Here is a 22200-nt window from a genome sequence, read left to right as displayed (position 1 = left end):
AATGACCCCAAGAAACAGGGCTGCGGCCAACCGCCGTCCGAAGGCCGGCGACGGCCCGAACGGCAAGCAGATGCAGCTGGCGGGCTTCACCCAGGAGGGCGCGGCGCAGCTCACGACCAACCAGGGTCTGCACATTCCCGACAACCACAACTCGCTCAAGGCGGGTGTGCGCGGCCCGACGCTGCTGGAGGACTTCATCCTCCGCGAGAAGATCACCCACTTCGACCACGAACGCATTCCCGAACGCGCCGTGCATGCGCGCGGTTCGGCGGCCCACGGCTACTTCGAGGTCTACAAGTCGATGTCGCAGTTCACCTGCGCCGATTTCCTGCAGGACCCGGCCCAGAAGACGCCCGTTTTCGTGCGCTTCTCGACCGTGGCCGGCGAACGCGGTTCGGCCGACACGGTGCGCGACGTGCGCGGCTTCGCGGTCAAGTTCTACACCCGTGAAGGCAACTACGACCTGGTGGGCAACAACATCCCGGTGTTCTTCATCCAGGACGCGATGAAGTTCCCCGACCTGATCCATGCGGTCAAGCCCGAACCTCACCATGCGATGCCGCAGGCCGCGAGCGCGCACGACACCTTCTGGGACTTCGCCTCGCTGATGCCCGAGACCACCCACATGCTGATGTGGGCCATGAGCGACCGCGCCATCCCGCGCAGCTACCGGATGATGGAAGGCTTCGGCGTCCACACCTTCCGCTTCGTCAACGCGCGCGGCGAATCGCACTTCGTCAAGTTCCACTGGAAGCCCAAGCTGGGCGTGCACGGCCTGGCCTGGGACGAGGCGCAGAAGATCGCCGGCAAGGACGCCGACTTCCATCGGCGCGACCTCTGGGACGCGATCGAGAACGGCGACTTCCCGGAGTGGGAGCTGGGCGTGCAGATGATCCCGCAGGACAAGGAGCACTCGCTGGGCTTCGACCTGCTCGACCCGACCAAGCTGATCCCCGAGGAACTGGTGCCGGTGCAGAAGATCGGCCGGCTGGTGCTCGACCGCAACCCCGACAACTTCTTCGCCGAGACCGAGCAGGTGGCCTTCCACCCGGGCCATGTGGTGCCGGGCATCGACTTCAGCAACGATCCGCTGCTGCAGGGCCGGCTGTTCTCGTACACCGACACGCAGATCTCGCGGCTGGGCGGTGCCAACTTCCACGAGCTGCCGATCAACAAGGCGGTGTGCCCCTTCCACAACTTCCAGCGCGACGGCATGCACCGCCAGACCATCGCGCGCGGCCAGGTCGCCTACGAACCCAACACGCTGGCCACCGGCGCGGAGTACCGCGTCGATGGCGAGAGCGGCGGTTTCCAGTCGTACCCGGAGGCCATCGAGGCGCCCAAGGTGCGGCGCCGCAGCGCCTCCTTCGACGACCACTTCACGCAGGCGCGGCTGTTCTTCAACAGCCAGAGCACGGCCGAGAAGGAACACATCGTCGCGGCCTTCCGCTTCGAGTTGTCGAAGCTCGAGGTGCCGGCGATCCGCCAGCGCATGGTGGACAACCTCGCGCACGTCGACGAGAAGCTGGCGCGGCGCGTGGCCGAGCCGCTGGGCATCGGCGCTCCCGACGCCAAGGCCGCGGCCGGCCGGCCGGGCTTCCGCGACCACCGCATCGCCTCGGCCATCGAGGAGTCGCCCGCGCTGCGCATGGTCGACAGCGGCGACGGCTCGATCAAGACCCGCAAGATCGCGATCCTGGTGGCCGATGGCGTGGACTCCGCCTCGCTCAAGCCGATCCGCGAGGCGCTGGAGCATGCCGGCGCGACCTGCAAGGTCGTCGGCCCGCGCCTGGGCACGGTGGCCAGCGCCTCGAAGCGCCAGATCGACGTCGACGCCACTTTCGCCAACATGCCCTCGGTGATGTTCGATGCGGTGCTGCTGCCGGCCGGCAAGGAGGGCGCCGCAGCCATGGCGCTGAACGGCGACGCGGTGCATTTCGTGCTCGAAGCCTTCAAGCACTGCAAGGCGATCTGCGCGGTGGGCGAGGGCGTGCAGCTGCTGGCCACGCTGGGCGTCACGGCGGACTCGGCCGCGCCGGCCGGCGTGGTGGTGGCGGCGACGCCGGTCACCAACCTGGGCGACACCACCGCGGCCACCGACATCGCCGCGAGCTTCGTGGCGGCGATCGCCAAGCACCGGCATTGGGACCGGACGGGCGTGGAGGCGGTACCGGCCTGAGCGGGCTGACCGTCTCTCGATCAAAAAAAGGGACGCCGGCTGGCGTCCCTTTTCGTTTCAGCGGAGGGCCGCGCTCAGCCCCGTGCCGGAATCCCCAGGCCCCTGACGACGGCGGGCCGGGCCACGAAGGCCTCGAGCACGCGGTTCACGTGGGGGAAGTTCTCGAAACCCACCAGTTCGCGCGCTTCGTAGAAGCCGATCAGGTTGCGCACCCACGGGAAGGTCGCGATGTCGGCGATGCTGTAGTCGGCGCCCAGGAGCCAGTCGCGGCCCGCGAGGCGTTGTTCGAGCACGCCCAGCAGCCGCTTCGATTCGGCCACGTAGCGGTCGCGCGGGCGCTTGTCCTCGTAAGCCTTGCCGGCGAACTTGTGGAAGAAACCGAGCTGGCCGAACATCGGGCCGATGCCGCCCATCTGGAACATCACCCACTGCAGCGCTTCGTAGCGGCCGGCCGCATCGGCGGGCAGGAAGCGCCCGGTCTTCTCCGCCAGGTAGAACAGGATCGCGCCCGACTCGAACAGCGCGAGCGGCTTTCCGCCGGGGCCGTCCGGGTCGATGATCGCGGGGATCTTGTTGTTCGGGTTCAGCGAGAGGAAGGCCGGCGACAGCTGGTCGTTGGTCTCGAAGCTCACCAGGTGCGGCTCGTAGGGCAGGCTGAGTTCCTCCAGCAGGATCGAGACCTTCACGCCGTTGGGCGTGGGCAGCGAGTAGAGCTGCAGGCGCTCCGGATGCTGGGCGGGCCACTTCTGCGTGATGGGAAAGGCGGAGAGATCGATGGTCATGGTGTGCGCACGGGGCAGGAAGAAAGGAGCCGGAGGCAGCGGTGGGCGCTGCTGCTGTGTCGAATTCTGCATGGCCGCCGGTGTTTCGTCCCGGCCGGGGTTTTGCAGCCGTGGCGGTGGGCGCCGTACCATCGCGCCCACGTGTTCGCCCCTTGCCCGCAGGAGACCCCATGACCAATCCGGACCCCGACCCGAGCGCCTCGGTGCGCATCGACCAGCGCATCGCCGAGCTTGCCGATTGGCGCGGCCAGACGCTGGCGCGCATGCGCCAGCTGATCCACGAGGCCGACCCGGCGGTGGTCGAGGAAATGAAATGGCGGGGCACGCCGGTGTGGTCGCACGACGGCATCCTCTGCACGGGAGAGTCCTACAAGAAGGTCGTGAAGCTCACCTTCGCCAAAGGTGCCTCGCTCGCGGACCCGGCGCGGCTGTTCAACGCCAGCCTCGACGGGAACGTGCGCCGCGCGATCGACATCGCCGAGGGCGAGCAGGTCGATGCGGCGGCGTTCAAGGCGCTGGTGGGTGAGGCGGTGGCGCTCAATGCGTCGTCCGTCAAGCCGAAGCCCGCGAAAAAGCGCAGCGCCTGAGCTGGCCGCGCGCTCCTGCGCCGCCATGGCCCAGTCGCGAAAGCGCGTTCTTGGCTCTACCGCGCCCGGACCCGGCTGCCTAGAGTCGCTGCATGACCCAAGCCACCCCTCTTTCCCCCCGACCGATCGACGCCGCCCTGCGCCATGCCGAGACCGATGCCGAACTGCGCGCCTGCTGGCCCGTGATGCAGCAGCTGCGACCGCACCTGCAGGGCCCCGACGACTTCATCGCCCGCGTGCGCCGCATGCAGGACGACAGCTACCGCCTGCTCGCCGTCTGGCAGGGCGACAGCCCGCGCGCGCTGGCCGGCTACCGGTTGCAGGAGAACCTGGTCTATGGCGGCCGTTTCCTCTACGTCGACGACCTGGTCACCGACGAAGCGGCACGCGGCACGCAATGGGGCGCACGCCTGATCGAGGCCACCACGCGCATCGCGGACGAGGCCGGCTGCGTGCGCTTCGTGCTCGACACCGGCCTGTCGAACGCGCTGGCCCAGCGTTTCTATTTCCGCCAGGGCCTGCTGACCGAGGCGATCCGCTTCGGCCGCACGCTGGGCACGGCCGGAGCCGCGGCATGAAGAAGATCCTGCACATCGTCTGCAGCCCGCGCGCCGAGGGCTCGCACAGCACGCGTTTCTCTTCGCGGATCGTCGAGCGCCTGATGGCAAGCCACCCCGAGGCCGAGGTGCTCGTGCGCGACCTCGCCAGCGTGCCGCTGCCGCAGGTCGACAGCGACTACGCCTACACCTTGGCCGGTGCCCGGCCCGACGTGGCGGCGCCGGGCTCGCTGGCGCGCTCCGACCACCTGATCGCCGAGCTCGAACAGGCCGACGCCGTCGTCATCGGCACGCCGATGCACAACTACACCGTGCCGTCCTCGCTCAAGGCCTGGATCGACCACGTGCTGCGCATCGGCCGCACCTTCGTGCCCACGCCCGAAGGCAAGCAGGGCCTGCTGCCCGACCGGCCGGTGTACGTGGCGGTGGCCTCGGGTGGCCTCTACCTGGGCGAACATGCGCGCCAGCCGGATTTCCTCACGCCCTACCTCAAGGCGGCGCTGGCCACCATCGGCCTGCGCAGCCTGCACTTCTTTGCGCTGCAGGGGATGGTGCGGGGGGAGACGGCGGTGGCGGAGGAGTGGCGCGGGGCGGCGGCGTTGCTCGACGCTCAACTCCCTTTGCAGAAAATGGCGCTGCTGGACTGAGTCGCCAATCCCCGCACATTCATCGAAATGCGCGTGGATCACGCTGCATCGACAGACTCGCGGCTGCGGTTGATGCTGGCCAGCACGAAGGGATTGCGGATGGCCCCGGGCTCGACCAGGTCCACGCCGCGTCCCAGCAGCTTCTCCAGGTCTGCCTTGGCGCCGAAGAAGGTGTCGAGATCGACGACGGTGTCCGGCGCGAACTCCACCAGGAAGTCCGCATCGCTGTGGTCCGCATCGAAGTCCTCGGCCCGCGCCGCGGAACCGAACACGTCGAGTCGACGGATTCGATAGCGTTGGCAGATGGCGGAGATGCCGGCGCGGTGTCTGGCGATGGCGGGGTGCATGGCGCAAGTTTAGTGCGCCAGGCCTGGCATCGGTGACACGGCCGCAAGGCACGCCTCACCGCACGCCATTCACTTCCCCCAGCCGTCCCGCATCCCCGCCGCCCGGTTGAACACGCGCGCACCGCTGGCGCTGGCCTTCGAATCGACCACGAAGTAGCCGTGGCGCTCGAACTGGAAGCCCGCGCCGCCGGCCTCGGCGCCCGCGAGGGAAGGCTCGACGAAGGCCGTGATGGTGCTCAGGCTGTTCTTGTTGAGTTCTTCCAGCAGCTCGCCGCTGCCCGGCTTCTCGGCCGCGAACAGGCGTTCGTAGAGGCGCACCTCGGCCGGCAGTGCATCGGCGACCGCGACCCAGGTGATGTTGCCCTTGACCTTGACCGCGTCGGCGCCCGGCGTGCCGCTCTTGGTGTCGGGCACCAGCGTGGCCTGGATCTCGAGCAGCTGGCCGTCGGCGTCGCGCGTGGCGCCGGTGCATTCGATGGTGTGGCCGTACTTCAGGCGCACCTTGTTGCCAGGGAACAGGCGGAAGAAGCCCTTGGGCTGCACGTCTTGGTAGTCGGTGCGCTCGACCCAGACCTCGCGGCCGATCTTGAACTGGCGCAGGCCGGCGTCGGCGTCGCGCGGGTTCAGGGGCGCGGTGCAGTCGTCGAGCACTTCGTCGCCGCCCATGAGCTCGCCCCAGTTGGTGATCACCAGCTTGACCGGGTCCAGCACGGCCATGGCGCGCGGGGCGATCGGGTCCAGCGTGTCGCGCAGCGCGGCCTCGAGGCTCGCGTAGTCGATCCAGCCGCCGGACTTGGTCACGCCGCTGCGTTCGCAGAAGAGCTTCAGGGCTTCGGGCGTGTAGCCGCGGCGGCGCAGGCCGGCCAGGGTGGGCATGCGCGGGTCGTCCCAGCCGTCGACGTGGCCTTCCTCGACCAGCTGGCGCAGCTTGCGCTTGCTGGTGATCACGTGGGTCACGTTGAGGCGCGCGAACTCGTACTGGCGCGGGTGCGGGCTGGCGATCAGCTTGCCTTCGGCCAGGCGGTCGAGCAGCCAGTCGTAGAAGGGGCGCTGGTCCTCGAACTCCAGCGTGCAGATCGAATGGGTGATCTGCTCGAGCGCGTCCTCGATCGGGTGCGCGAAGGTGTACATCGGGTAGATGCACCAGGTGTCGCCGGTGTTGTGGTGGGTGGCCCGGCGGATGCGGTAGAGCGCCGGGTCGCGCATGTTGATGTTGGGGCTCGCCATGTCGATCTTGGCGCGCAGCACCGCGGCGCCGTCCTCGAGCTGGCCGTCGCGCATGGCGCGGAAGCGCGCCAGGTTCTCGGCCGGCGTGCGGCTTCGGAAGGGGCTGTCGGTGCCGGGCGTGACGAAGTCGCCGCGGTTGACGCGCATCTCCTCGGGCGTCTGCTCGTCCACATAGGCCAGGCCGGCCTCGACCAGGTACTCGGCCGCGCGGTACATGAAGTCGAAGTAGTTGCTCGCGAAGTACTCGTGCGGCTGCAGGGTGCCGGGCGCGCTGGGGCGGTCGGCCAGGTAGGTCTCGTAGCCCAGCCACTGCACGGCTTCGCGGATCGAGTCGACGTATTCCTGCTCTTCCTTCTCGGGGTTGGTGTCGTCGAAGCGCAGGTGGCACACGCCGCCGTATTCCTTGGCCATCTCGAAGTTCAGCCAGATGCTCTTGGCGTGGCCGATGTGCAGGTAGCCGTTGGGTTCGGGCGGGAAGCGCATGCGGACCTGGGCCGGGTCGGCCATGCCCTGGGCGTGGTGGGCGGCGTCGCCGGGCGAGCCGCCCCATTGGCGCTGGGCATAGGTCTTCTGCTCGAGATCGTTTTCGATGACGTGGCGCAGGAAATTGCTGGGGGCCGCGGGCGTTTTGTTGCCGCTTTTGTCTACAGGGGAGGTCATGGGATCATTCTAGGCGGCGGGTCCGGGCGTTACCTTTGGCAACGAACTTCACGATGCCGAGTGAACCTGATTAACGCCTGACGCGTTCAATACAGGCATGGGCGGTTGTCGCCCCCGGTCGATTCCCCGGCATCCCGCCGCCGACCGCCCCGTTTTCACAGGAGTCCCGTCATGAGCCTCACACGTTCTACCTTCTTCAAGTGGGCCGCCGCCGGTGCGGTGGCCGCCGCCGCGCTGTTCGGCGCCTCGGCCGCCAGCGCCCGTGGCGATGTCAGCTGGTCCATCGGCATCAACACGCCCGGCGTGGTCTTCGGCGCCCCCGCGCCCACCTACTACGCCCCGCCGCCGACCTACTATGCGCCGCCGCCGACCTATTACGCACCGCCGCCGGTGTATTACCGTCCTGCTCCGGTCTATTACGCACCGCCGCCGGTGTATTACCGGCCGGCACCCGGCTACTACCGGGGCGGTGGCTACTACCGCCACGACCACGGTCGTCGCGACTGGCGCTGAGTCGCCAAGACCCGGGCGCGCCTGAACGCGCCCGCCAGCAGCCGGCCTCTCGAGGCCGGCTTTTTCTTGGGCGCTACATCGCGCGGAACAGGTGGGCGTAGAGCCGGCTGACCGGGATGGTCTCGCTGCGGTCGCGCAGCGTGAGCGAGAGCTTGCCGGCGTCGTCGCGGTGCACGGAGGCGATCGCGTCGGTGCGCACGGCCACCGCGCGGTGCACCTGCCGGAAGGTGTTGGCGTCGAGTTGCGGCAGCAGCTGCTTGAGGGGGGTGCGGATCAGGTATTCGCGCGTCGCGGTGAGCACGCGCACGTACTTGTCGGCGGCCTCGAAATACTGGACCTCGTCGATCGGCACCATGTGCACGGTCGCGCCCGAGGAGCCGGCCTCGCTGGCCGTGATGAACTTGAGCGGCGTGCCGGCCGGGTCGCCGGCCGCGTTGAGCAGCCGGCGCCACTGGGCCAGGGTGCTGGCCAGCACGTCTTCGCCGGGCACGGCGGTCGAGCGGCGCAGCGCCATGGCTTCCTTGAGGCGGGCCACGGTGCGCCGGAGCCGTTCGGGCTGCACCGGCTTGAGGATGTAGTCGATGGCCTGGGCGTCGAAGGCGCGGGTCGCGTACTCGTCGTAGGCGGTGACGAACACCAGCTGGGGCAGCGGCGCCTCGTCGGCCGGCCAGTTGTCGGCCAGTTCGGCGGCGGCGGCCAGCCCGTCGAGGCCGGGCATGCGGATGTCCAGGAACAGGATCTGCGGCAGCAGGCGCAGGGCCTCGCGCACCGCGCTGAGGCCGTCGCCCACGCCGGCGACCACCTGCAGCTCGGGCCAGGCCAGCGCAAGCTCTGCGCGCAGGGCTTGGGCGAGCAGGGGCTCGTCTTCGGCGATCAGGGCGGTGGGATTCATGGGCGTGAGGGGAACGAGATGCTCGCGCAGGTGCCGCCCCCGCGCAAGGGGTGCAGCTGCAGGACGCCGTCGTCTCCATGCAGGGTCGCCAGCCTCTCCCTGACCTGCGCCAGGCCGAAGCCGCCGCCTTCCGACGGCGCGGCACCCGCGGGGGCCTGGCCCTGGCCGGTGTCGCACACCTCCAGCCGCAGCCGGTCGCCCTCGCGCCGCGCGCGCACCGTGATCTCGCCGCCCTCGACCTGCGGTTCCAGGCCGTGCCGGATGGCGTTCTCCACCAGCGGCTGCAGCAGCAGCGGCGGCACGGGCACCTCGCGCAGCGCGGCCGGCAGGTCCAGCGTGTAGCGCAGCCGCGGGCCCATGCGCACGGCCATCAGCTCGAGGTAGTCGCCCAGCCGGTCGAACTCGGCCGCCAGCGGGTGCGACAGCGCGCGCGAGCCCGACAGCGTGACGCGCAGGTAGCTGTTGAGCCGGTCGAGCATGGTCACGGCGCGCGGCGGGTCGAGCGTGATCAGCACCCGCAGGTTGGCCAGGGTGTTGAACAGCATGTGCGGCTCGAGCTGCGTTTCGAGCAGCTTGAGCCGGGCCTCGGTGGCGGCGCGCTGGGCCAGTTCGATCTGGCTCTGCAGGTGCTTGCTCTTGCCCAGGCTGTAGAAATAGAAGCACATGCCGACGGTGGCGGTGAGCGTGATGACGATCGCGGTGGCCAGCTTGTGGCCGGCGAAGTCCAGGAAGTCGAAGGCCGGTGCGCCGATCCAGGCGTCGCCGATGAGGTTGCCGCCCAGGAAGCCCAGGGTCACGCCGACCGCCACCACCAGGTAGCCCCTGAAACCGAAGGGCCAGCGGATCTCGCGGCCGCGGGTCAGCAGCAGCCGGCAGCCGTCGATGAACAGCCAGCTGATGGTGCCTATCGACAGCGAATAGACCAGGTGGTTGGCCCAGCCGCCGCCCTTGGTGACGGTCAGTGCGATGGCGATCAGGCAGCAGAAGACGGCGGTGACCAGGCCGTGCCGCAGCATGTCCCGCAGGTCTTCGGCAAGGCGCCGGGACGGCGGGGTCGTGCTCGGCGCGGCCAGGCTCATCCGCGATCCCCGGCGCGCAGCGCGCGGCGCTCGCGTTCCAGCAGCCGGTCGTAGAGGCCGCCGCCGGGCGCCAGCAGCCAGACCACCGCGCCATGGACCAGCAGGCCCAGGCCCCAGCCCATGAGCGGATAGACCGCCCAGCTGTGGCCGTTGGCGGCCGACAGCGTGACCAGGCCCAGGTTGACCAGCACGTAGACGAAGGCGTGGATGTACCAGCCCATCTTGGCGCCGGCGCGGCGGCGGGCGGCGCGCTCGAGGTCGGGACGGGCGGGGTTCGAAGCGGGGTAGGCCATGGCGATGCTCCTCAGCATAAGGGGTGGGGAATGGAGGGCGGGCTCAACTGCGTTCGATGCCCAGCCCGGTGTCGAGCGGTGCGTCAGCGGGCAGGGTCTCCTGCGGGCGGGCGGCGCGTTGCCGCAGTTCTTCCGTGGTCTCGCCCGGCCCGTCGGGCCGCCAGCCCGGCGGCTTGACCAGGTAGCCCAGGAAGGCGCGCGCCGAGCGTGCCGAGGCCAGGTCGCGCCACAGCGCGCGCCATTGCGAGAACTCGATCTCCAGCAGGTTGTGCGAGGTGATCGGCCGCACCAGGCCGTAGCGGCAGGGCAGGTCGGCGCGCTCGGGGATGTAGGTGCCGAACAGGCGGTCGAACACGATCAGCACGCCGCCGTAGTTGCCGTCTAGGTATTCGAGGTTCGAGGCATGGTGCACGCGGTGCGCCGAGGCCGTGTTGAACACCCATTCCAGCGGCCCGAGGCGCGGGATCCAGGTGGCGTGGATCCAGAACTGGTAGAGCAGGTTCAGCGTGAACATCAGCAGCACCACGCGCGGCGGCATGCCCAGCAGCGGTGCCAGCATGAAGAAGGCCAGCGTGCCGGTGAGCTTGCCGGTCCAGCCGAAGCGGTAGGCGGCCGACAGGTTGAGCTGGTTGGGCGAATGGTGGATGGCATGGGTGCACCAGAACCAGCGCACCCGGTGCGCCGACCGGTGGTACCAGTAGTAGCAGAACTCCTGGCCGATGAAGCAGGCGGCCCAGCCGGTCCAGTGGTCCATCGGCAGCGTGAGCAGGCGGTGGGCGTAGAACCAGTCCATGGCGCCGGTCCAGAAGGCCAGCGGCAGCAGCCAGCGCAGCGGGTATTCGCGCACCAGGAAGTCGACCACCGAGATGGCGGAGGCCTTCCAGTCGTAGCTGCGCCAGCCATGGCGCCAGGACAGCACCAGGGCCTCGGCGACCGAGGCCACGAGCACCACGGTGACGGCCAGCTTGAGGATCAGCAAGAGCACGCTCATGGCACTTCCTGGCAGTGGGACGGTGGCGGGATTGTCAGGCCGCGCGGGCGCCGGCGGCCATCGAATCGGTCGCGATGGCCAGCTTCCACAGGCGCACGGCGCGGGCCGCGAAGACGCCGGTGAAGGCGCCGTAGAGCATGGGCAGCAGCACGGCGAAGGTGGGCTGCAGCTTCAGCTCGGGGTGCATGGCCAGGGCGATGGCCACCAGGTACTTGGTCAGGAAGATGCCCATCATGAGCATCAGCGGCACCGGGCTGCCGGCCAGGTGGAAACGGCGTGCCGCCGCGTCGTAGCGGGTGGTGGCGGGCAGCGGGCGCTGCAGCAGCAGGGCCAGCATCGCGGCCACGGCCACCGCCCAGCCGAGCAGCGCGCCGACGGCGTCGCCGAAGACGGAGATCACGCCGTAGAGCGACAGCGCGCCCATGACGACGGGCATCAGGGTGACGCGGTTCAGGCCCACGCTGTGGGTGAGCATCTGCTTGGCGCCGAGCCAGATGAGCAGCGCGAAGACGGCGAACACCCACTTGGGGGTATGGAGGATGACTTGCATCAGCATGGTGGCACTCCGTGGAAGGTTGGGAGGGTGGAATGGCGGGGCAGGAAGCGATGGAGCGGACTGTGCCGGGAAGCGCCGCCGCCCGCCAGCGCGGTGCGACGGAATGCCGGCAGGCGGCGCGAACGGAGGCTCGGCGGCGCCAAATGCGCTCGGAGGCGGCGGGGCGTGACGGCGGCCCGGCGCTTTACCCGCCGTTTACGGACAGGCAGATGAAGCGTCGCAATCCGCGGCCGGGCGCAGGCTACGATTCGATGCAAATTTCCGCGCGTCGGTCCAACCGGCGGCTCTCTTCAGGACTCTCCATGGACAACCGTCCCGCCGAAACAACCCCCACCCCCCCGGCCACCGAAGCCCCACCGCGCCCGCGTCGGCGCTGGCTCGGCGGCACGATCGCGCTGCTGGTGCTGGCGGCGCTGATCGGCACCGCGTGGTACCTGGCCAATCGGCCGCCGGCCGATGCCGCGCCCGGGGGGCGGCCAGGCGGCGGCGCACGCGGACCGGGTGGGCCCGGTGGCCCGCGGGCCGGCGGCGGCGGTTCCGGTCCGCTGGTGACCGTGGGCATGGCGGTGGCCAAGCGGGCCGACATCCCGGTCTATCTCGATGCGCTGGGCACGGTCACGCCGGTCACGACCATCACGCTGCGCCCGCAGGTCTCGGGCGTGATGACCGACGTGCTGTTCACCGAAGGCCAGACCGTCAAGAAGGGCGACGTGCTGGCCCGCATCGACCCGCGCCCCTATGAACAGGCGCTGATGCAGGCCCAGGGCACGCGCGTGCGCGACGAGGCGCAGCTCGAGGCGGCGCGGGTCACGCTCGCGCGCTTCCGCACGCTGCTGGGCCAGGACTCCATCGCCCGCCAGGACGTCGACACCCAGGCCGCGCTGGTCAAGCAGCTCGAAGGCACGGTGACCACCGACAAGGCGGCCGAGGGCGCGGCGCGGCTCAACCTCGAGTACACCCGCGTGACCTCGCCGGTCAGCGGCCGCGTCGGCCTGCGCACGGTCGACCCGGGCAACTACGTGGCGGGCGGCGCCACCACCGGCATCGCCGTGATCACGCAGATGACGCCCATCGACGTGCAGTTCTCGGTGCCGCAGGACCGCGTGCCCGACATCGAGCGCCGCGTGGCGCAGGGCGCGAAGCTCAGCGTGACGGCGCTCGACCGCACCAAGGCCAGCACGCTGGACACCGGCGTCTTCTCCACGCTCGACAACGTGGTCGACGTGCAGACCGGCACGGTCAAGGCCAAGGCCCGCTTCGGCAACGCCGGCAGCACGCTGTTCCCGAGCCAGTTCGTCAACGTGCAGCTGCTGCTGCGCACGGTCGAGGGCGCGGTGGTGGTGCCGGTCACGGCGCTGCGCACCGCGGGCACCGGCAACTACGTCTACGTGATCAACGAGGACCGCACGGTGTCGATGCGCAACGTGAAGCGCGGCGAATCGACGGTCGAGTCGGTGGTGATCACCGAGGGCCTCAAGGAAGGCGAGCGCGTGGTGACCGAGGGCGGCGACCGCCTGAAGGACGGCACCACCGTGCAACTGCCCACCGACGCACCGGCCGCGCCGCGCGTGCGCGGCGGCGCCTCGGGCGCGCGCCATGGCGCCTCGGGGCCGCGCGGCGGTGCCTCCGGCCCGCGCCGCCGGCCGGAATGAGGACGCGCCAGCCATGAGTCCGTCGCGCCCCTTCATCGAGCGGCCGGTCGCGACCGCGCTGCTGATGCTCGCCATCGTGCTCGCGGGCTTCGTCGGTTTCCGCTTCCTGCCGCTGTCGGCGCTGCCGCAGGTCGACTACCCGACGATCCAGGTGCAGACGCTCTACCCGGGCGCGAGCCCCGAGGTCATGAGCCGCACCGTGACGGCGCCGCTCGAGCGCCAGTTCGGCCAGATGTCGGGCCTGAACCGCATGAGCTCGACCAGCGCCTCGGGCGTGTCGATCATCACGCTGCAGTTCGGCCTGGCCGAGACACTGGACGTGGCCGAGCAGGAGGTGCAGGCCGCCATCAACGCCAGCAACTCGCTGCTGCCGGCCGACCTGCCCGCGCCGCCGGTGTACGCCAAGGTGAACCCGGCCGACGCGCCGGTGCTCACGCTCGCGATCAGCTCGGGCACCATGCCGCTGACCGAGGTACAGAACATCGTCAACACCCGGCTCGCGCAGAAGATCAGCCAGGTCTCGGGCGTGGGCCTGGTCACGCTCTCGGGCGGCCAGCGGCCGGCCGTGCGCATCCAGGCCGACACCAAGGCGCTGGCTTCCTACGGCATCGGCCTCGACACGCTGCGCACCGCCATCTCGGCGGCCAACTCCAACAGCGCCAAGGGCAGCTTCGACGGCCCCAAGCGCTCGTACAGCATCAACGCCAACGACCAGCTGGTCACGGCCAAGGACTACCTCGACCTGATCGTGGCCTTCCGCAACGGCGCGCCGGTGCGCATGTCCGACGTGGCGGGCGTGGTCGACAGCGCCGAGAACACGCGGCTCGGTGCCTGGTCCGGCATCGACGGGCAGCTCACGCCCAGCATCATCCTGAACGTGCAGCGCCAGCCCGGCGCCAACGTGATCGCCACGGTCGACGCGATCAAGCGCCAACTGCCCGAGCTGCAGGCCGGCCTGCCGCCCACGTTGGACGTGCGGGTGCTGAGCGACCGCACCACCGGCATCCGGGCTTCGGTCAAGCACGTCGAGATCGAGCTGGTGCTGGCGGTGGTGATGGTGGTGCTGGTGATCTTCTTCTTCCTGCACAGCTGGCGCGCCACGCTGATCGCCAGCCTGTCGGTGCCGATCTCGCTGATCGGCACCTGCGGCGTGATGTACCTGATGGGCTACAGCCTCAACAACCTGAGCCTGATGGCGCTGACCATCGCGACCGGCTTCGTGGTCGACGACGCGATCGTGATGATCGAGAACATCGCGCGCTACCTGGAGGAGGGCGAGGCGCCGTTCGCCGCCGCCATCAAGGGCGCGACGCAGATCGGCTTCACCATCATCTCGCTCACGGTCTCGCTGATCGCGGTGCTGATCCCGCTGCTGTTCATGGGCGACGTGGTGGGCCGGCTGTTCCGCGAGTTCGCGGTCACGCTGGCGATCACCATCCTGATCTCGGCCGTGGTCTCGCTCACGCTGGTGCCGATGATGTCGGCGCGCATGTTGAAGAGCGAGCCGCACAACGCCACGCGCGGCCTGGCCGGCAAGGTGCAGGCCTTCTTCGACCGCGTGATCGCGCGCTACGACCTGATGCTGCAATGGGTGTTCCGCCGCCAGGGCCTGACGCTGATCGTCGCGCTGGCCACGCTGGCGCTCACGGTGCTGCTCTACGTGTTCATTCCCAAGGGCCTGTTCCCGACGCAGGACACCGGGCAGCTGCAGGGCCGCATCGAGGCCGCGCAGGACGTCTCCTATGCGCGCATGGCCGAGCTGCAGCAGGCGGCCGCGCGCGCCGTGCTGGCCGACCCCGACGTGGAGAGCCTGAGCTCCTTCACCGGCGTGGACGCGGCCAACAACACCATGCTCAACACCGGCCGCATGCTGATCAACCTCAAGGCCGACCGCGGCTCGCAGGAGGCCACGATGAACCGGCTGCGCGAGCGGGTGGCGCAGGTGGCGGGCGTGAAGCTCTACCTGCAGCCCACGCAGGATCTGACCATCGACGCCGAGACCGGCCCGACCGAGTACCGCTTCTCGATCGAGGGCGTGGACTCGGCCACGGTCACCGAATGGGTCAACAAGCTGCGCGCCCGGCTGCAGGACGTGAAGCAGGTGCGCAACGTGACCAGCGATGCCGGCGCGCAGGGCCTGTCGGCCTATGTCGACATCGACCGTGCCACCGCCTCGCGGCTGGCGGTCACGGCCAGCGCGGTCGACGACGTGCTCTACAGCGCCTTCGGCCAGCGCATCGTCTCGACCATCTTCACCGAGACCAACCAGTACCGCGTGATCCTCGAGGCCAAGGTCGATTCGATCGAGACCCCGCAGCAGCTGGGCACGCTGAACCTCACGACCGGTTCGGGCGCGCCGACCTCGCTGGCGTCCATCGCCACCATCCGCGAGCAGCTCGCGCCGCTGCAGATCACGCACGTGGCGCAGTACCCGGCCGCGACGGTGGGCTTCGACACCGCCGACGGCGTGTCGCTGGGCCGCGCGGTCGACGCGATCCGCCAGGCCGCCAAGGACATCGGCCTGCCGACCGGCGTGACCATGACCTTCCTGGGCGCCTCGGGCGCCTACGAGAAGTCGCTGTCGAACCAGCTGTGGCTGATCCTGGCGGCGGTGGTGTGCGTCTACATCGTGCTGGGCGTGCTCTACGAGAGCTACATCCATCCGCTGACCATCCTCTCGACCTTGCCCTCGGCCGGCGTGGGCGCGCTGCTGGCGCTGATGGTCACGGGCAACGACCTCGGCGTGATCGGGATCATCGGCATCATCCTGTTGATCGGCATCGTCAAGAAGAACGCGATCATGATGATCGACTTCGCGATCGAGGCCGAGCGGCAGCAGGGCAAGAGCCCCCTCGAGGCGATCCACCAGGCGGCGCTGCTGCGCTTCCGCCCGATCCTCATGACCACGCTGGCCGCGCTGTTCGCCGCGGTCCCGCTGATGCTGGGCTTCGGCGAAGGCGCCGAACTGCGCCGGCCGCTGGGCCTGGCGATCTTCGGCGGGCTGATCGTGAGCCAGGTGCTGACCCTGTTCACCACGCCCGTGATCTACCTGGCCTTCGACCGGCTGGGGCGGCGCTTCGGCGGGCGGCGTGAAGCGGTGAGCGCAGCATGAACGGCCTCGCGCATCCGCTCCCTCCCCCTCTGGGGGAGGGCTGGGGTGGGGGCCCGCGGCCTGAGGCGCTGGGCGCGTGGCTGCCCCCATCCCCGCCTTCCCCCAGAGGGGGAAGGGGCAAGACAGGGATGCGGGCATGAACCTCTCCAAACCCTTCGTCGAACGCCCGATCGCCACCATCCTGCTGACCATCGGCATCGCGCTCGCGGGCATCGCGGCCTTCTTCGTGCTGCCGGTGTCGCCGCTGCCCAAGGTCGACTTCCCGATCATCTCGGTCAGCGCCTCGATGGCCGGCGCGAGCCCCGACACCATGGCCAGCAGCGTGGCCACGCCGCTGGAACGGCGGCTGGGCACCATCGCGGGCGTCAACGAGATGACCTCGAACAGCTCGACCGGCTCGGCCCGCGTCACGCTGCAGTTCGACCTCAACCGCAACATCGACGGCGCGGCGCGCGAGGTGCAGGCGGCGATCAACGCCGCCCGCGTCGACCTGCCGGCCTCGCTGCGCAGCAACCCGACCTACCGCAAGGCCAACCCGGCCTCGGCGCCGGTGGTGATCCTGGCGCTGACCTCCAAGACCAAGACGCCCGGCCAGATCTACGACGCGGTGTCCAACATCGTGAGCCAGCGCCTGTCGCAGGTCGAGGGCGTGGGAGACGTCGAGATCGGCGGCGGCTCGCTGCCGGCGGTGCGGGTCGAGCTGCTGCCCTTCGCGCTCAACCGCTACGGCATCAGCACCGAGGACGTGCGCGCCGCCATCCAGGCCACCAACGCCAACCGGCCCAAGGGCGCGATCGAGGGCGAGGGCCGGCGGTTGCAGATCTACACGCCCTCGCCGGCGCGCAAGGCCAGCGAGTACCGCTCGATGATCGTGGCCTGGCGCAACGGCGCGGCGGTGCGACTGTCGGACGTGGCCAACGTGGTCGACGGGGTCGAGAACCGGCGCACGCTGGGGCTGTTCAACGGGCAGCCCGCGATCATCGTGCTGATCACGCGCGAACCCAGCGCCAACATCATCGAGACCGTCGACCGCGTGCGCGCGCTGATCCCCGAGCTGCGTGCCCAATTGCCGCAGGACATCGACGTGCAGGTGGCGTCGGACAGCACCAACTCGATCCGCGCCTCGCTCAAGGAGATCGAGCTCACGCTGGTGGTCTCGATCGTGCTGGTGGTGCTGGTGGTGGGGCTGTTCCTGCGCAAGGCGCGCGCCACCATCGTGCCGGCCGTGGCCACCGTGGTGTCGCTGCTGGGCACCTTCGGCGTGATGTACCTGCTGGGCTTCAGCCTCAACAACCTGAGCCTGATGGCGCTGACCGTGGCCACCGGCTTCGTGGTCGACGACGCCATCGTGGTGCTCGAGAACACCATGCGCCACATCGAGGCCGGCATGGGCCGGGTCGAGGCCGCGCTGCGCGGTGCGCGCGAGGTGGGCTTCACGGTGCTGTCGATCAGCCTGTCGCTGGTGGCGGTGTTCATCCCGTTGCTGTTCATGGATGGGCAGGTGGGCCGGCTGTTCCGCGAGTTCGCGATCACGCTGTCGGCCGCGGTGCTGATCTCGCTGGTGATCTCGCTGACCACCACGCCCATGATGTGCGCGGTGCTGCTGCGGGCCGAGCCCAAGCTCGAAGGCCCGCCGCGCCGGCCTTCGTGGCCCGCGCGCTGGGCCGAGCGCGGCTACGACAAGGTGCTGCGCGGCTACGAGCGTTCGCTCGACTGGGCGCTGGCGAGCAAGGGCCTGGTGATCTTCATCCTGCTGGCGGTGGTCGGGCTCAACGTCTACCTGTTCGCGAAGGTGCCCAAGGGCTTCTTCCCGCAGACCGACAACGGCCAGCTCAACGGCGGCCTGCGCGCCGACCAGAGCATCTCGTCGGAGGCGCTGGGCAACAAGCTGCGCGAGGCGGTCGACATCATCCGCAAGGACCCGGCGGTCGACACCGTGGTCGGCTTCTCGGGCGGCAGCCGCGCGGGCGGCGGCTTCATGTTCGTCAACCTCAAGCCGGCCGGCGAACGCTCGGTGAGCAGCCAGGCCGTGATCGCACGCCTGCGGCCGCAGCTCGACAAGCTCACCGGCCTGCGTGTGTTCCTGGGCCAGGTGCAGGACCTGCGCGGCGGCGGGCGCTCGAGCAACTCGACCTACCAGTACACGCTCAAGGCCGACAACATCGCCGACCTGCGGCTGTGGGTGGGCAAGCTGGCCGACCGGCTCAAGCAGGAGACGGCGCTGACCGACATCGACAGCGACCAGTCGGACAACGGCGTCGAGACCTATGTCACGGTCGACCGCGAGACCGCGTCCCGCATGGGCATCACCTCGAGCAGCATCGACAGCGCGCTCTACAACGCCTTCGGCCAGCGCTCGGTCGCGACCATCTACGACGAGCTCAACCAGTACGCGGTGATCATGGAGTGGGCGCCGAAGTTCATGCAGGGCCCGGTGGCGCTCAAGGACCTGTACGTGCCCGCCTCGGCGGTCACGGCGAGCGGGGTGGCCGTGACCACGACCTCGGCCAACCCGGGCCAGCGCGGTGCCTCCACCGGCGCGCCGCTGAGCACCAGCGCCACCACCATGGTGCCGCTCAGCGTGATCTCGAAGCTGTCCGAACGCGCGATCCCGACCTCGATCTCGCACGACGGCGGCGAACTCTCGAGCACCATCTCCTTCAACCTCGAGGCCGGCGCCACGCTGGGCCAGGCGCAGGCGATCATCGACCAGGCCACGGCCGACATCGCGATGCCGATCAACGTGCGCGGCAGCTTCGGCGGCACGGCCGCCACCTTCCAGCAGTCGCAGGGCCAGCAGCTGTTCCTGGTGCTGGCGGCGCTGGTGGTGATCTACATCGTGCTGGGCGTGCTCTACGAGAGCCTGATCCATCCGATCACGGTGCTCACGACATTGCCCTCGGCCGGCGTGGGCGCGGTGCTGGCGCTGATGGTGCTGCGCATGGAGTTCTCGCTGATCGCGCTGATCGGCGTGTTCCTGCTGATCGGCATCGTCAAGAAGAACGCCATCCTGATCATCGACTTCGCGCTCGATGCCGAACGCGCGCGCGGCCTGAGCGCCACCGAGGCGGTGCGCGAGGCCTGCATGCTGCGCTTCCGCCCGATCCTCATGACCACGCTGGCCGCGGCGCTGGGCGCGCTGCCGCTGGCCATCGGCTTCGGCCAGGGCGCCGAGCTGCGCCAGCCGCTGGGCGTGGCCATCGTCGGCGGGCTGATCGCGAGCCAGCTGCTGACGCTGCTGACCACGCCCGTGGTCTACGTGCTGATGGACAAGCTGCGCCGCCGCTCCCCCAACGAACGCCATCTGGCCCGGCCCGATGCGGCCCCCACCGCGGCCTGAAGAGAAGAAAACGACCTGACATGACCTCCCGACGCTTCCTGTCCACCCTGACCGTGCTGGCCGCCGCGGCCGCGCTCAGCGCCTGCGCGGTCGGGCCACGCTACGAACGCCCTGCGCTGGACGCCCCGAGTGCCTGGAAGGAGGCGCCCGCGGCCGAAGGCTGGCTGCCCGCCGCCCCGGCCGATGCGCTGGAGCGCGGCCCGTGGTGGCTGCTGTTCGGCGACGCCGACCTGAACGCGCTGGCCGATCGGGTGCAGGTGTCGAACCAGAACATCGCCGCGGCGGTGGCCAGCTATGCGCAGGCGAGCGCGCTGGTGCGCCAGCAGCGCGCCGGGCTGCTGCCCAGCGTGTCGCTGACGGGCGGCGCCTCGCGCAACGGCAACCGCGACACCGGCACCGCCAGCGGCAGCGCCAACGCGACGCTGGGTGCCGACTGGGCGCCCGACGTCTGGGGCCGGCTCGGCCTGGCGGTGGACAGCGCCGCGGCCCAGGCCCAGGCCAGCGCGGCCGATCTCGCGGCGGCGCGGCTATCGGCCCAGGGTGCGCTGGCGTCGAACTACTTCTCGCTGCGCGAGGCCGATGCCGAACTGGCACTGCTGGCGACCACGCTCGAAGGCTACGAACGCTCGCTGACCATCGCGCGCAACCGCTACGAGGCCGGCATCGCGGCGCAGAGCGACGTGCTGCAGGCCCAGACCACGCTGGTCAACACGCGCGCCGAACGGGTCGCGCTGCAGCGCACGCGCGACACGCTGGAGCATGCGATCGCGGTGCTGGTGGGCGTGGCGCCGGCCGACTTCCGCATCCCGGTGGCCGCCACCTGGACCCCGACCGTGCCATCGGTGCCGCTGGGCGTGCCCTCGACCTTGCTGCAGCGCCGGCCCGACATCGCCTCGGCCGAGCGCGCCGTGGCCGCGGCCAATGCGCAGATCGGCGTCGAGCGCGCGGCCTACTACCCGAGCTTCAGCCTCAGCGCCTCGCTGGGCCGTTCGTCGAGCCGCGTGTCGGACCTGTTCGGCGCCTCGAACACGCTGTGGTCGCTGGGCCTGTCGGCCGCGCAGGTGATCTTCGATGCGGGCGCCATCGACGCGCGCGTCGATTCGGCCAAGGCCGCGCACGAGGCCGCGGTGGCGCGCTACCGCCAGACCGTGCTCACCGCCTTCCAGGGCGTCGAGGACCAGCTCACCGCCACCGCCAGCCTGGCCCAGCAGGAAGCGCTGCGCCGCGAGGCCTCGGCCGCGGCCGACCTGACCGAGCAGCAGATCCTCAACCGCTACCGCGCGGGGCAGGTGAGCTACACCGAGGTGGTCACGGCGCAGGCCTCGGCGCTGAGCGCGCGCCGCACGGTGCTGCAGCTGCAGGTCAACCGCCAGAACGCGGCCGTGACGCTGATCCAGGGCCTCGGCGGCGGCTGGACCGCACCGGATTGAGGGTTACTCCGGCACAGGCCCGAATCGCATCTATCTACAATATGGACACCCATCCACATTATGGACAGATGAAATGCCCGTCGACGCCAACGACCCCAACCCCAAGACTCCCTACCAGTACCCGAACCCGCCGGACGCGCTGCCGGAGATCGTGATCAACCACGCGATCCCGCAGGACGAGCGCCTGTGGGTGCCGCAGGCGGAGAACGTGTGGTTCCGCCCGCTGTGCCTCAACGCGAGCCAGGGCTACTGGATGAACCTGCTGCGGGTGCGCAAGTCGGGCGTGCTGAGCCGCCACCGCCATCCGCAGGCGGTGCACGGCTTCGTGCTCAAGGGCCGCTGGCGCTACCTCGAGCACGACTGGGAAGCCACCGAGGGCAGCTACGTGTTCGAGCCGCCGGGCGAGACCCACACGCTCTACGTGCCGGAAGACGTCGAGGAAATGATCACCTACTTCCAGGTCAACGGTGTCATGTACTACACCGACCCCTGGGGCAAGGGCATGGGCTACGAGGACGTGTTCACCAAGATCGACATGTGCCGCAAGCACTTCGAGGCCGTGGGCCTGGGCGCGGACTTCACCAAGCAGTTCATCCGATGAGCCAGGCCTACGGCAACGCACGCTACGACTTCGCGGGCAGCGTGGCGATCGTCACCGGCGGCGCGAGCGGCATCGGCGCCGAGGTGGCGAGCCGGCTGCGCGAGAGCGGGGCGCGGGTGGCGCTGTGGGACGTGGCCGAGAGCGTCGACGCCGAGGCCTGGCAGGTGGACGTGAGCGACCGCACGGGCGTGGACAACGCCGCGCAGGAAGTGCTGGCGCGCTTCGGCCGCATCGACTTCCTGGTCAACAGCGCGGGCTTCACCGGCCCGACGCTGCCGCTGGAGGACTACGACCCCGCGCTCTGGGCGCGCATCGTCGAGGTCAACCTGGTGGGCACCTTCAACGTCTGTCGCGCGGTGGTGCCCACCATGCGCGCCGCGGGCGCGGGCCGCATCGTCAACATCGCCTCGCTGGCCGGCAAGGAAGGCACGCCCAACGCCTCGGCCTACAGCGCGGCCAAGGCCGGCGTGCTGGCGCTGACCAAGTCGCTGGGCAAGGAACTCGCGACCACCGGCATCCTGGTGAACGCCATCGCGCCGGCCGCGGTGCGCACGCCGATCCTGTCGCAGATGTCGATCGCGCATGTGCAGGCCATGGTCGACAAGAGCCCGATGGAGCGGCTGGGCGAGCCCTTCGAAGTCGCCGAGATGGTGGCCTGGCTGTGCTCGGGCTCCTGCAGCTTCAGCACCGGCGCGGTGTTCGACCTCTCGGGCGGCCGCGCGACCTATTGATCCCGAATCTCTTTTTCTTCTTCT

At 69.9% G+C, this 22200-nt stretch carries 19 protein-coding genes; 11 read left to right on the top strand and 8 right to left on the bottom strand.

Features of this window, described 5'->3' with window-relative positions:
• Position 1: 1 nt before the first annotated feature.
• Positions 2-2179, top strand: coding sequence for a catalase HPII (katE, locus tag QTI20_RS19165; protein WP_286553161.1), 2178 nt, complete (start codon positions 2-4; stop codon positions 2177-2179).
• Between the two features lie 74 nt (positions 2180-2253).
• Here katE and QTI20_RS19160 read toward each other — a convergent pair whose 3' ends face one another.
• Positions 2254-2961: a glutathione S-transferase N-terminal domain-containing protein gene (locus QTI20_RS19160; RefSeq protein WP_286553159.1), complete on the bottom strand. Its 708-nt coding sequence runs from the start codon at positions 2959-2961 to the stop codon at positions 2254-2256.
• Between the two features lie 170 nt (positions 2962-3131).
• On the opposite strand from QTI20_RS19160, the gene QTI20_RS19155 reads away from it, so the two are divergent.
• The 3 genes from QTI20_RS19155 (at position 3132) to QTI20_RS19145 (ending at position 4752) form a co-directional block, all read left to right on the top strand.
• Positions 3132-3548: a DUF1801 domain-containing protein gene (locus QTI20_RS19155; protein ID WP_286553157.1), complete on the top strand. Its 417-nt coding sequence runs from the start codon at positions 3132-3134 to the stop codon at positions 3546-3548.
• A 92-nt stretch (positions 3549-3640) separates the two neighbouring features.
• Positions 3641-4126 carry a GNAT family N-acetyltransferase gene (locus QTI20_RS19150; RefSeq protein ID WP_286553156.1) on the top strand — a complete coding sequence of 162 codons (486 nt, stop codon included), beginning with the start codon at positions 3641-3643 and terminating at the stop codon, positions 4124-4126.
• Positions 4123-4752: an FMN-dependent NADH-azoreductase gene (locus QTI20_RS19145; protein ID WP_286553154.1), complete on the top strand. Its 630-nt coding sequence runs from the start codon at positions 4123-4125 to the stop codon at positions 4750-4752. The genes QTI20_RS19150 and QTI20_RS19145 overlap by 4 nt, the downstream gene beginning before the upstream one ends.
• Positions 4753-4790: 38 nt before the next feature.
• On the opposite strand, the gene QTI20_RS19140 is transcribed toward QTI20_RS19145, so the two are convergent.
• Together QTI20_RS19140 and QTI20_RS19135 are read right to left on the bottom strand one after the other, a co-directional pair.
• A complete protein-coding gene (locus tag QTI20_RS19140) occupies positions 4791-5099 on the bottom strand; it encodes a nucleotidyltransferase family protein (protein WP_286553153.1) in 309 nt (102 codons plus the stop codon).
• A gap of 69 nt (positions 5100-5168) precedes the next feature.
• Positions 5169-6986, bottom strand: a complete 1818-nt coding sequence (locus QTI20_RS19135) for a glutamine--tRNA ligase/YqeY domain fusion protein (protein ID WP_286553152.1) — start codon at positions 6984-6986, stop codon at positions 5169-5171.
• Between the two features lie 171 nt (positions 6987-7157).
• On the opposite strand from QTI20_RS19135, the gene QTI20_RS19130 reads away from it, so the two are divergent.
• Positions 7158-7499, top strand: coding sequence for a hypothetical protein (locus QTI20_RS19130; protein ID WP_286553150.1), 342 nt, complete (start codon positions 7158-7160; stop codon positions 7497-7499).
• 73 nt (positions 7500-7572) lie between these two features.
• Here QTI20_RS19130 and QTI20_RS19125 read toward each other — a convergent pair whose 3' ends face one another.
• From QTI20_RS19125 to QTI20_RS19105, 5 genes are read right to left on the bottom strand one after another with little or no spacing between them, the layout of a single operon-like run.
• A complete protein-coding gene (locus tag QTI20_RS19125) occupies positions 7573-8391 on the bottom strand; it encodes a LytR/AlgR family response regulator transcription factor (RefSeq protein WP_286553148.1) in 819 nt (272 codons plus the stop codon).
• A complete protein-coding gene (locus QTI20_RS19120; RefSeq protein ID WP_286553147.1) occupies positions 8388-9470 on the bottom strand; it encodes a sensor histidine kinase in 1083 nt (360 codons plus the stop codon). The genes QTI20_RS19125 and QTI20_RS19120 overlap by 4 nt, the downstream gene beginning before the upstream one ends.
• A complete protein-coding gene (locus QTI20_RS19115; RefSeq protein WP_286553146.1) occupies positions 9467-9763 on the bottom strand; it encodes a 2TM domain-containing protein in 297 nt (98 codons plus the stop codon). Before QTI20_RS19115 ends, QTI20_RS19120 begins: the two co-directional genes overlap by 4 nt.
• A 43-nt stretch (positions 9764-9806) precedes the next feature.
• A complete protein-coding gene (locus tag QTI20_RS19110; RefSeq protein WP_286553144.1) occupies positions 9807-10754 on the bottom strand; it encodes a sterol desaturase family protein in 948 nt (315 codons plus the stop codon).
• 34 nt (positions 10755-10788) lie between these two features.
• Positions 10789-11310 (bottom strand): DUF6622 family protein, encoded by a 522-nt coding sequence (locus QTI20_RS19105; protein WP_286553142.1) that lies wholly within the window; start codon positions 11308-11310, stop codon positions 10789-10791.
• A gap of 302 nt (positions 11311-11612) precedes the next feature.
• Here QTI20_RS19105 and QTI20_RS19100 point away from each other — a divergent pair, with 302 nt between their 5' ends.
• The 6 genes from QTI20_RS19100 (at position 11613) to QTI20_RS19075 (ending at position 22176) form a co-directional block, all read left to right on the top strand.
• Entirely contained in the window at positions 11613-12962 is a 1350-nt protein-coding gene (locus QTI20_RS19100; RefSeq protein WP_286553141.1) for an efflux RND transporter periplasmic adaptor subunit, read from the top strand.
• Between the two features lie 13 nt (positions 12963-12975).
• Positions 12976-16074: an efflux RND transporter permease subunit gene (locus tag QTI20_RS19095; RefSeq protein WP_286553139.1), complete on the top strand. Its 3099-nt coding sequence runs from the start codon at positions 12976-12978 to the stop codon at positions 16072-16074.
• Between the two features lie 136 nt (positions 16075-16210).
• Entirely contained in the window at positions 16211-19414 is a 3204-nt protein-coding gene (locus QTI20_RS19090) for an efflux RND transporter permease subunit (RefSeq protein WP_286553137.1), read from the top strand.
• 20 nt (positions 19415-19434) lie between these two features.
• On the top strand, positions 19435-20844 hold the full coding sequence (locus tag QTI20_RS19085) for an efflux transporter outer membrane subunit (protein ID WP_286553135.1): 1410 nt from the start codon (positions 19435-19437) through the stop codon (positions 20842-20844).
• A gap of 73 nt (positions 20845-20917) precedes the next feature.
• Positions 20918-21445, top strand: a complete 528-nt coding sequence (locus QTI20_RS19080; RefSeq protein WP_286553133.1) for a 2,4'-dihydroxyacetophenone dioxygenase family protein — start codon at positions 20918-20920, stop codon at positions 21443-21445.
• Positions 21442-22176 carry an SDR family NAD(P)-dependent oxidoreductase gene (locus tag QTI20_RS19075; protein WP_286553131.1) on the top strand — a complete coding sequence of 245 codons (735 nt, stop codon included), beginning with the start codon at positions 21442-21444 and terminating at the stop codon, positions 22174-22176. The genes QTI20_RS19080 and QTI20_RS19075 overlap by 4 nt, the downstream gene beginning before the upstream one ends.
• Positions 22177-22200 lie beyond the last annotated feature (24 nt).

This window comes from Variovorax sp. J2P1-31 (genome assembly GCF_030317215.1).
Taxonomy (GTDB): Bacteria; Pseudomonadota; Gammaproteobacteria; order Burkholderiales; family Burkholderiaceae_C; genus Variovorax.
This window is presented reverse-complemented; position numbering and strand designations above follow the sequence as displayed.

What these genes read in the sequence shown, in the direction of transcription:
- QTI20_RS19160 (WP_286553159.1), bottom strand. Translation starts at nt 2,961, where the DNA reads ATGACCATCGATCTCTCCGCCTTTCCCATCACGCAGAAGTGGCCCGCC.
- QTI20_RS19155 (WP_286553157.1), top strand. Translation starts at nt 3,132, where the DNA reads ATGACCAATCCGGACCCCGACCCGAGCGCCTCGGTGCGCATCGACCAG.
- QTI20_RS19090 (WP_286553137.1), top strand. Translation starts at nt 16,211, where the DNA reads ATGAACCTCTCCAAACCCTTCGTCGAACGCCCGATCGCCACCATCCTG.
- QTI20_RS19080 (WP_286553133.1), top strand. Translation starts at nt 20,918, where the DNA reads ATGCCCGTCGACGCCAACGACCCCAACCCCAAGACTCCCTACCAGTAC.
- QTI20_RS19100 (WP_286553141.1), top strand. Translation starts at nt 11,613, where the DNA reads ATGGACAACCGTCCCGCCGAAACAACCCCCACCCCCCCGGCCACCGAA.
- QTI20_RS19125 (WP_286553148.1), bottom strand. Translation starts at nt 8,391, where the DNA reads ATGAATCCCACCGCCCTGATCGCCGAAGACGAGCCCCTGCTCGCCCAA.
- QTI20_RS19135 (WP_286553152.1), bottom strand. Translation starts at nt 6,986, where the DNA reads ATGACCTCCCCTGTAGACAAAAGCGGCAACAAAACGCCCGCGGCCCCC.
- QTI20_RS19105 (WP_286553142.1), bottom strand. Translation starts at nt 11,310, where the DNA reads ATGCTGATGCAAGTCATCCTCCATACCCCCAAGTGGGTGTTCGCCGTC.
- QTI20_RS19145 (WP_286553154.1), top strand. Translation starts at nt 4,123, where the DNA reads ATGAAGAAGATCCTGCACATCGTCTGCAGCCCGCGCGCCGAGGGCTCG.
- QTI20_RS19075 (WP_286553131.1), top strand. Translation starts at nt 21,442, where the DNA reads ATGAGCCAGGCCTACGGCAACGCACGCTACGACTTCGCGGGCAGCGTG.
- QTI20_RS19140 (WP_286553153.1), bottom strand. Translation starts at nt 5,099, where the DNA reads ATGCACCCCGCCATCGCCAGACACCGCGCCGGCATCTCCGCCATCTGC.
- QTI20_RS19110 (WP_286553144.1), bottom strand. Translation starts at nt 10,754, where the DNA reads ATGAGCGTGCTCTTGCTGATCCTCAAGCTGGCCGTCACCGTGGTGCTC.
- QTI20_RS19150 (WP_286553156.1), top strand. Translation starts at nt 3,641, where the DNA reads ATGACCCAAGCCACCCCTCTTTCCCCCCGACCGATCGACGCCGCCCTG.
- QTI20_RS19130 (WP_286553150.1), top strand. Translation starts at nt 7,158, where the DNA reads ATGAGCCTCACACGTTCTACCTTCTTCAAGTGGGCCGCCGCCGGTGCG.
- QTI20_RS19115 (WP_286553146.1), bottom strand. Translation starts at nt 9,763, where the DNA reads ATGGCCTACCCCGCTTCGAACCCCGCCCGTCCCGACCTCGAGCGCGCC.
- QTI20_RS19095 (WP_286553139.1), top strand. Translation starts at nt 12,976, where the DNA reads ATGAGTCCGTCGCGCCCCTTCATCGAGCGGCCGGTCGCGACCGCGCTG.
- QTI20_RS19085 (WP_286553135.1), top strand. Translation starts at nt 19,435, where the DNA reads ATGACCTCCCGACGCTTCCTGTCCACCCTGACCGTGCTGGCCGCCGCG.
- katE (WP_286553161.1), top strand. Translation starts at nt 2, where the DNA reads ATGACCCCAAGAAACAGGGCTGCGGCCAACCGCCGTCCGAAGGCCGGC.
- QTI20_RS19120 (WP_286553147.1), bottom strand. Translation starts at nt 9,470, where the DNA reads ATGAGCCTGGCCGCGCCGAGCACGACCCCGCCGTCCCGGCGCCTTGCC.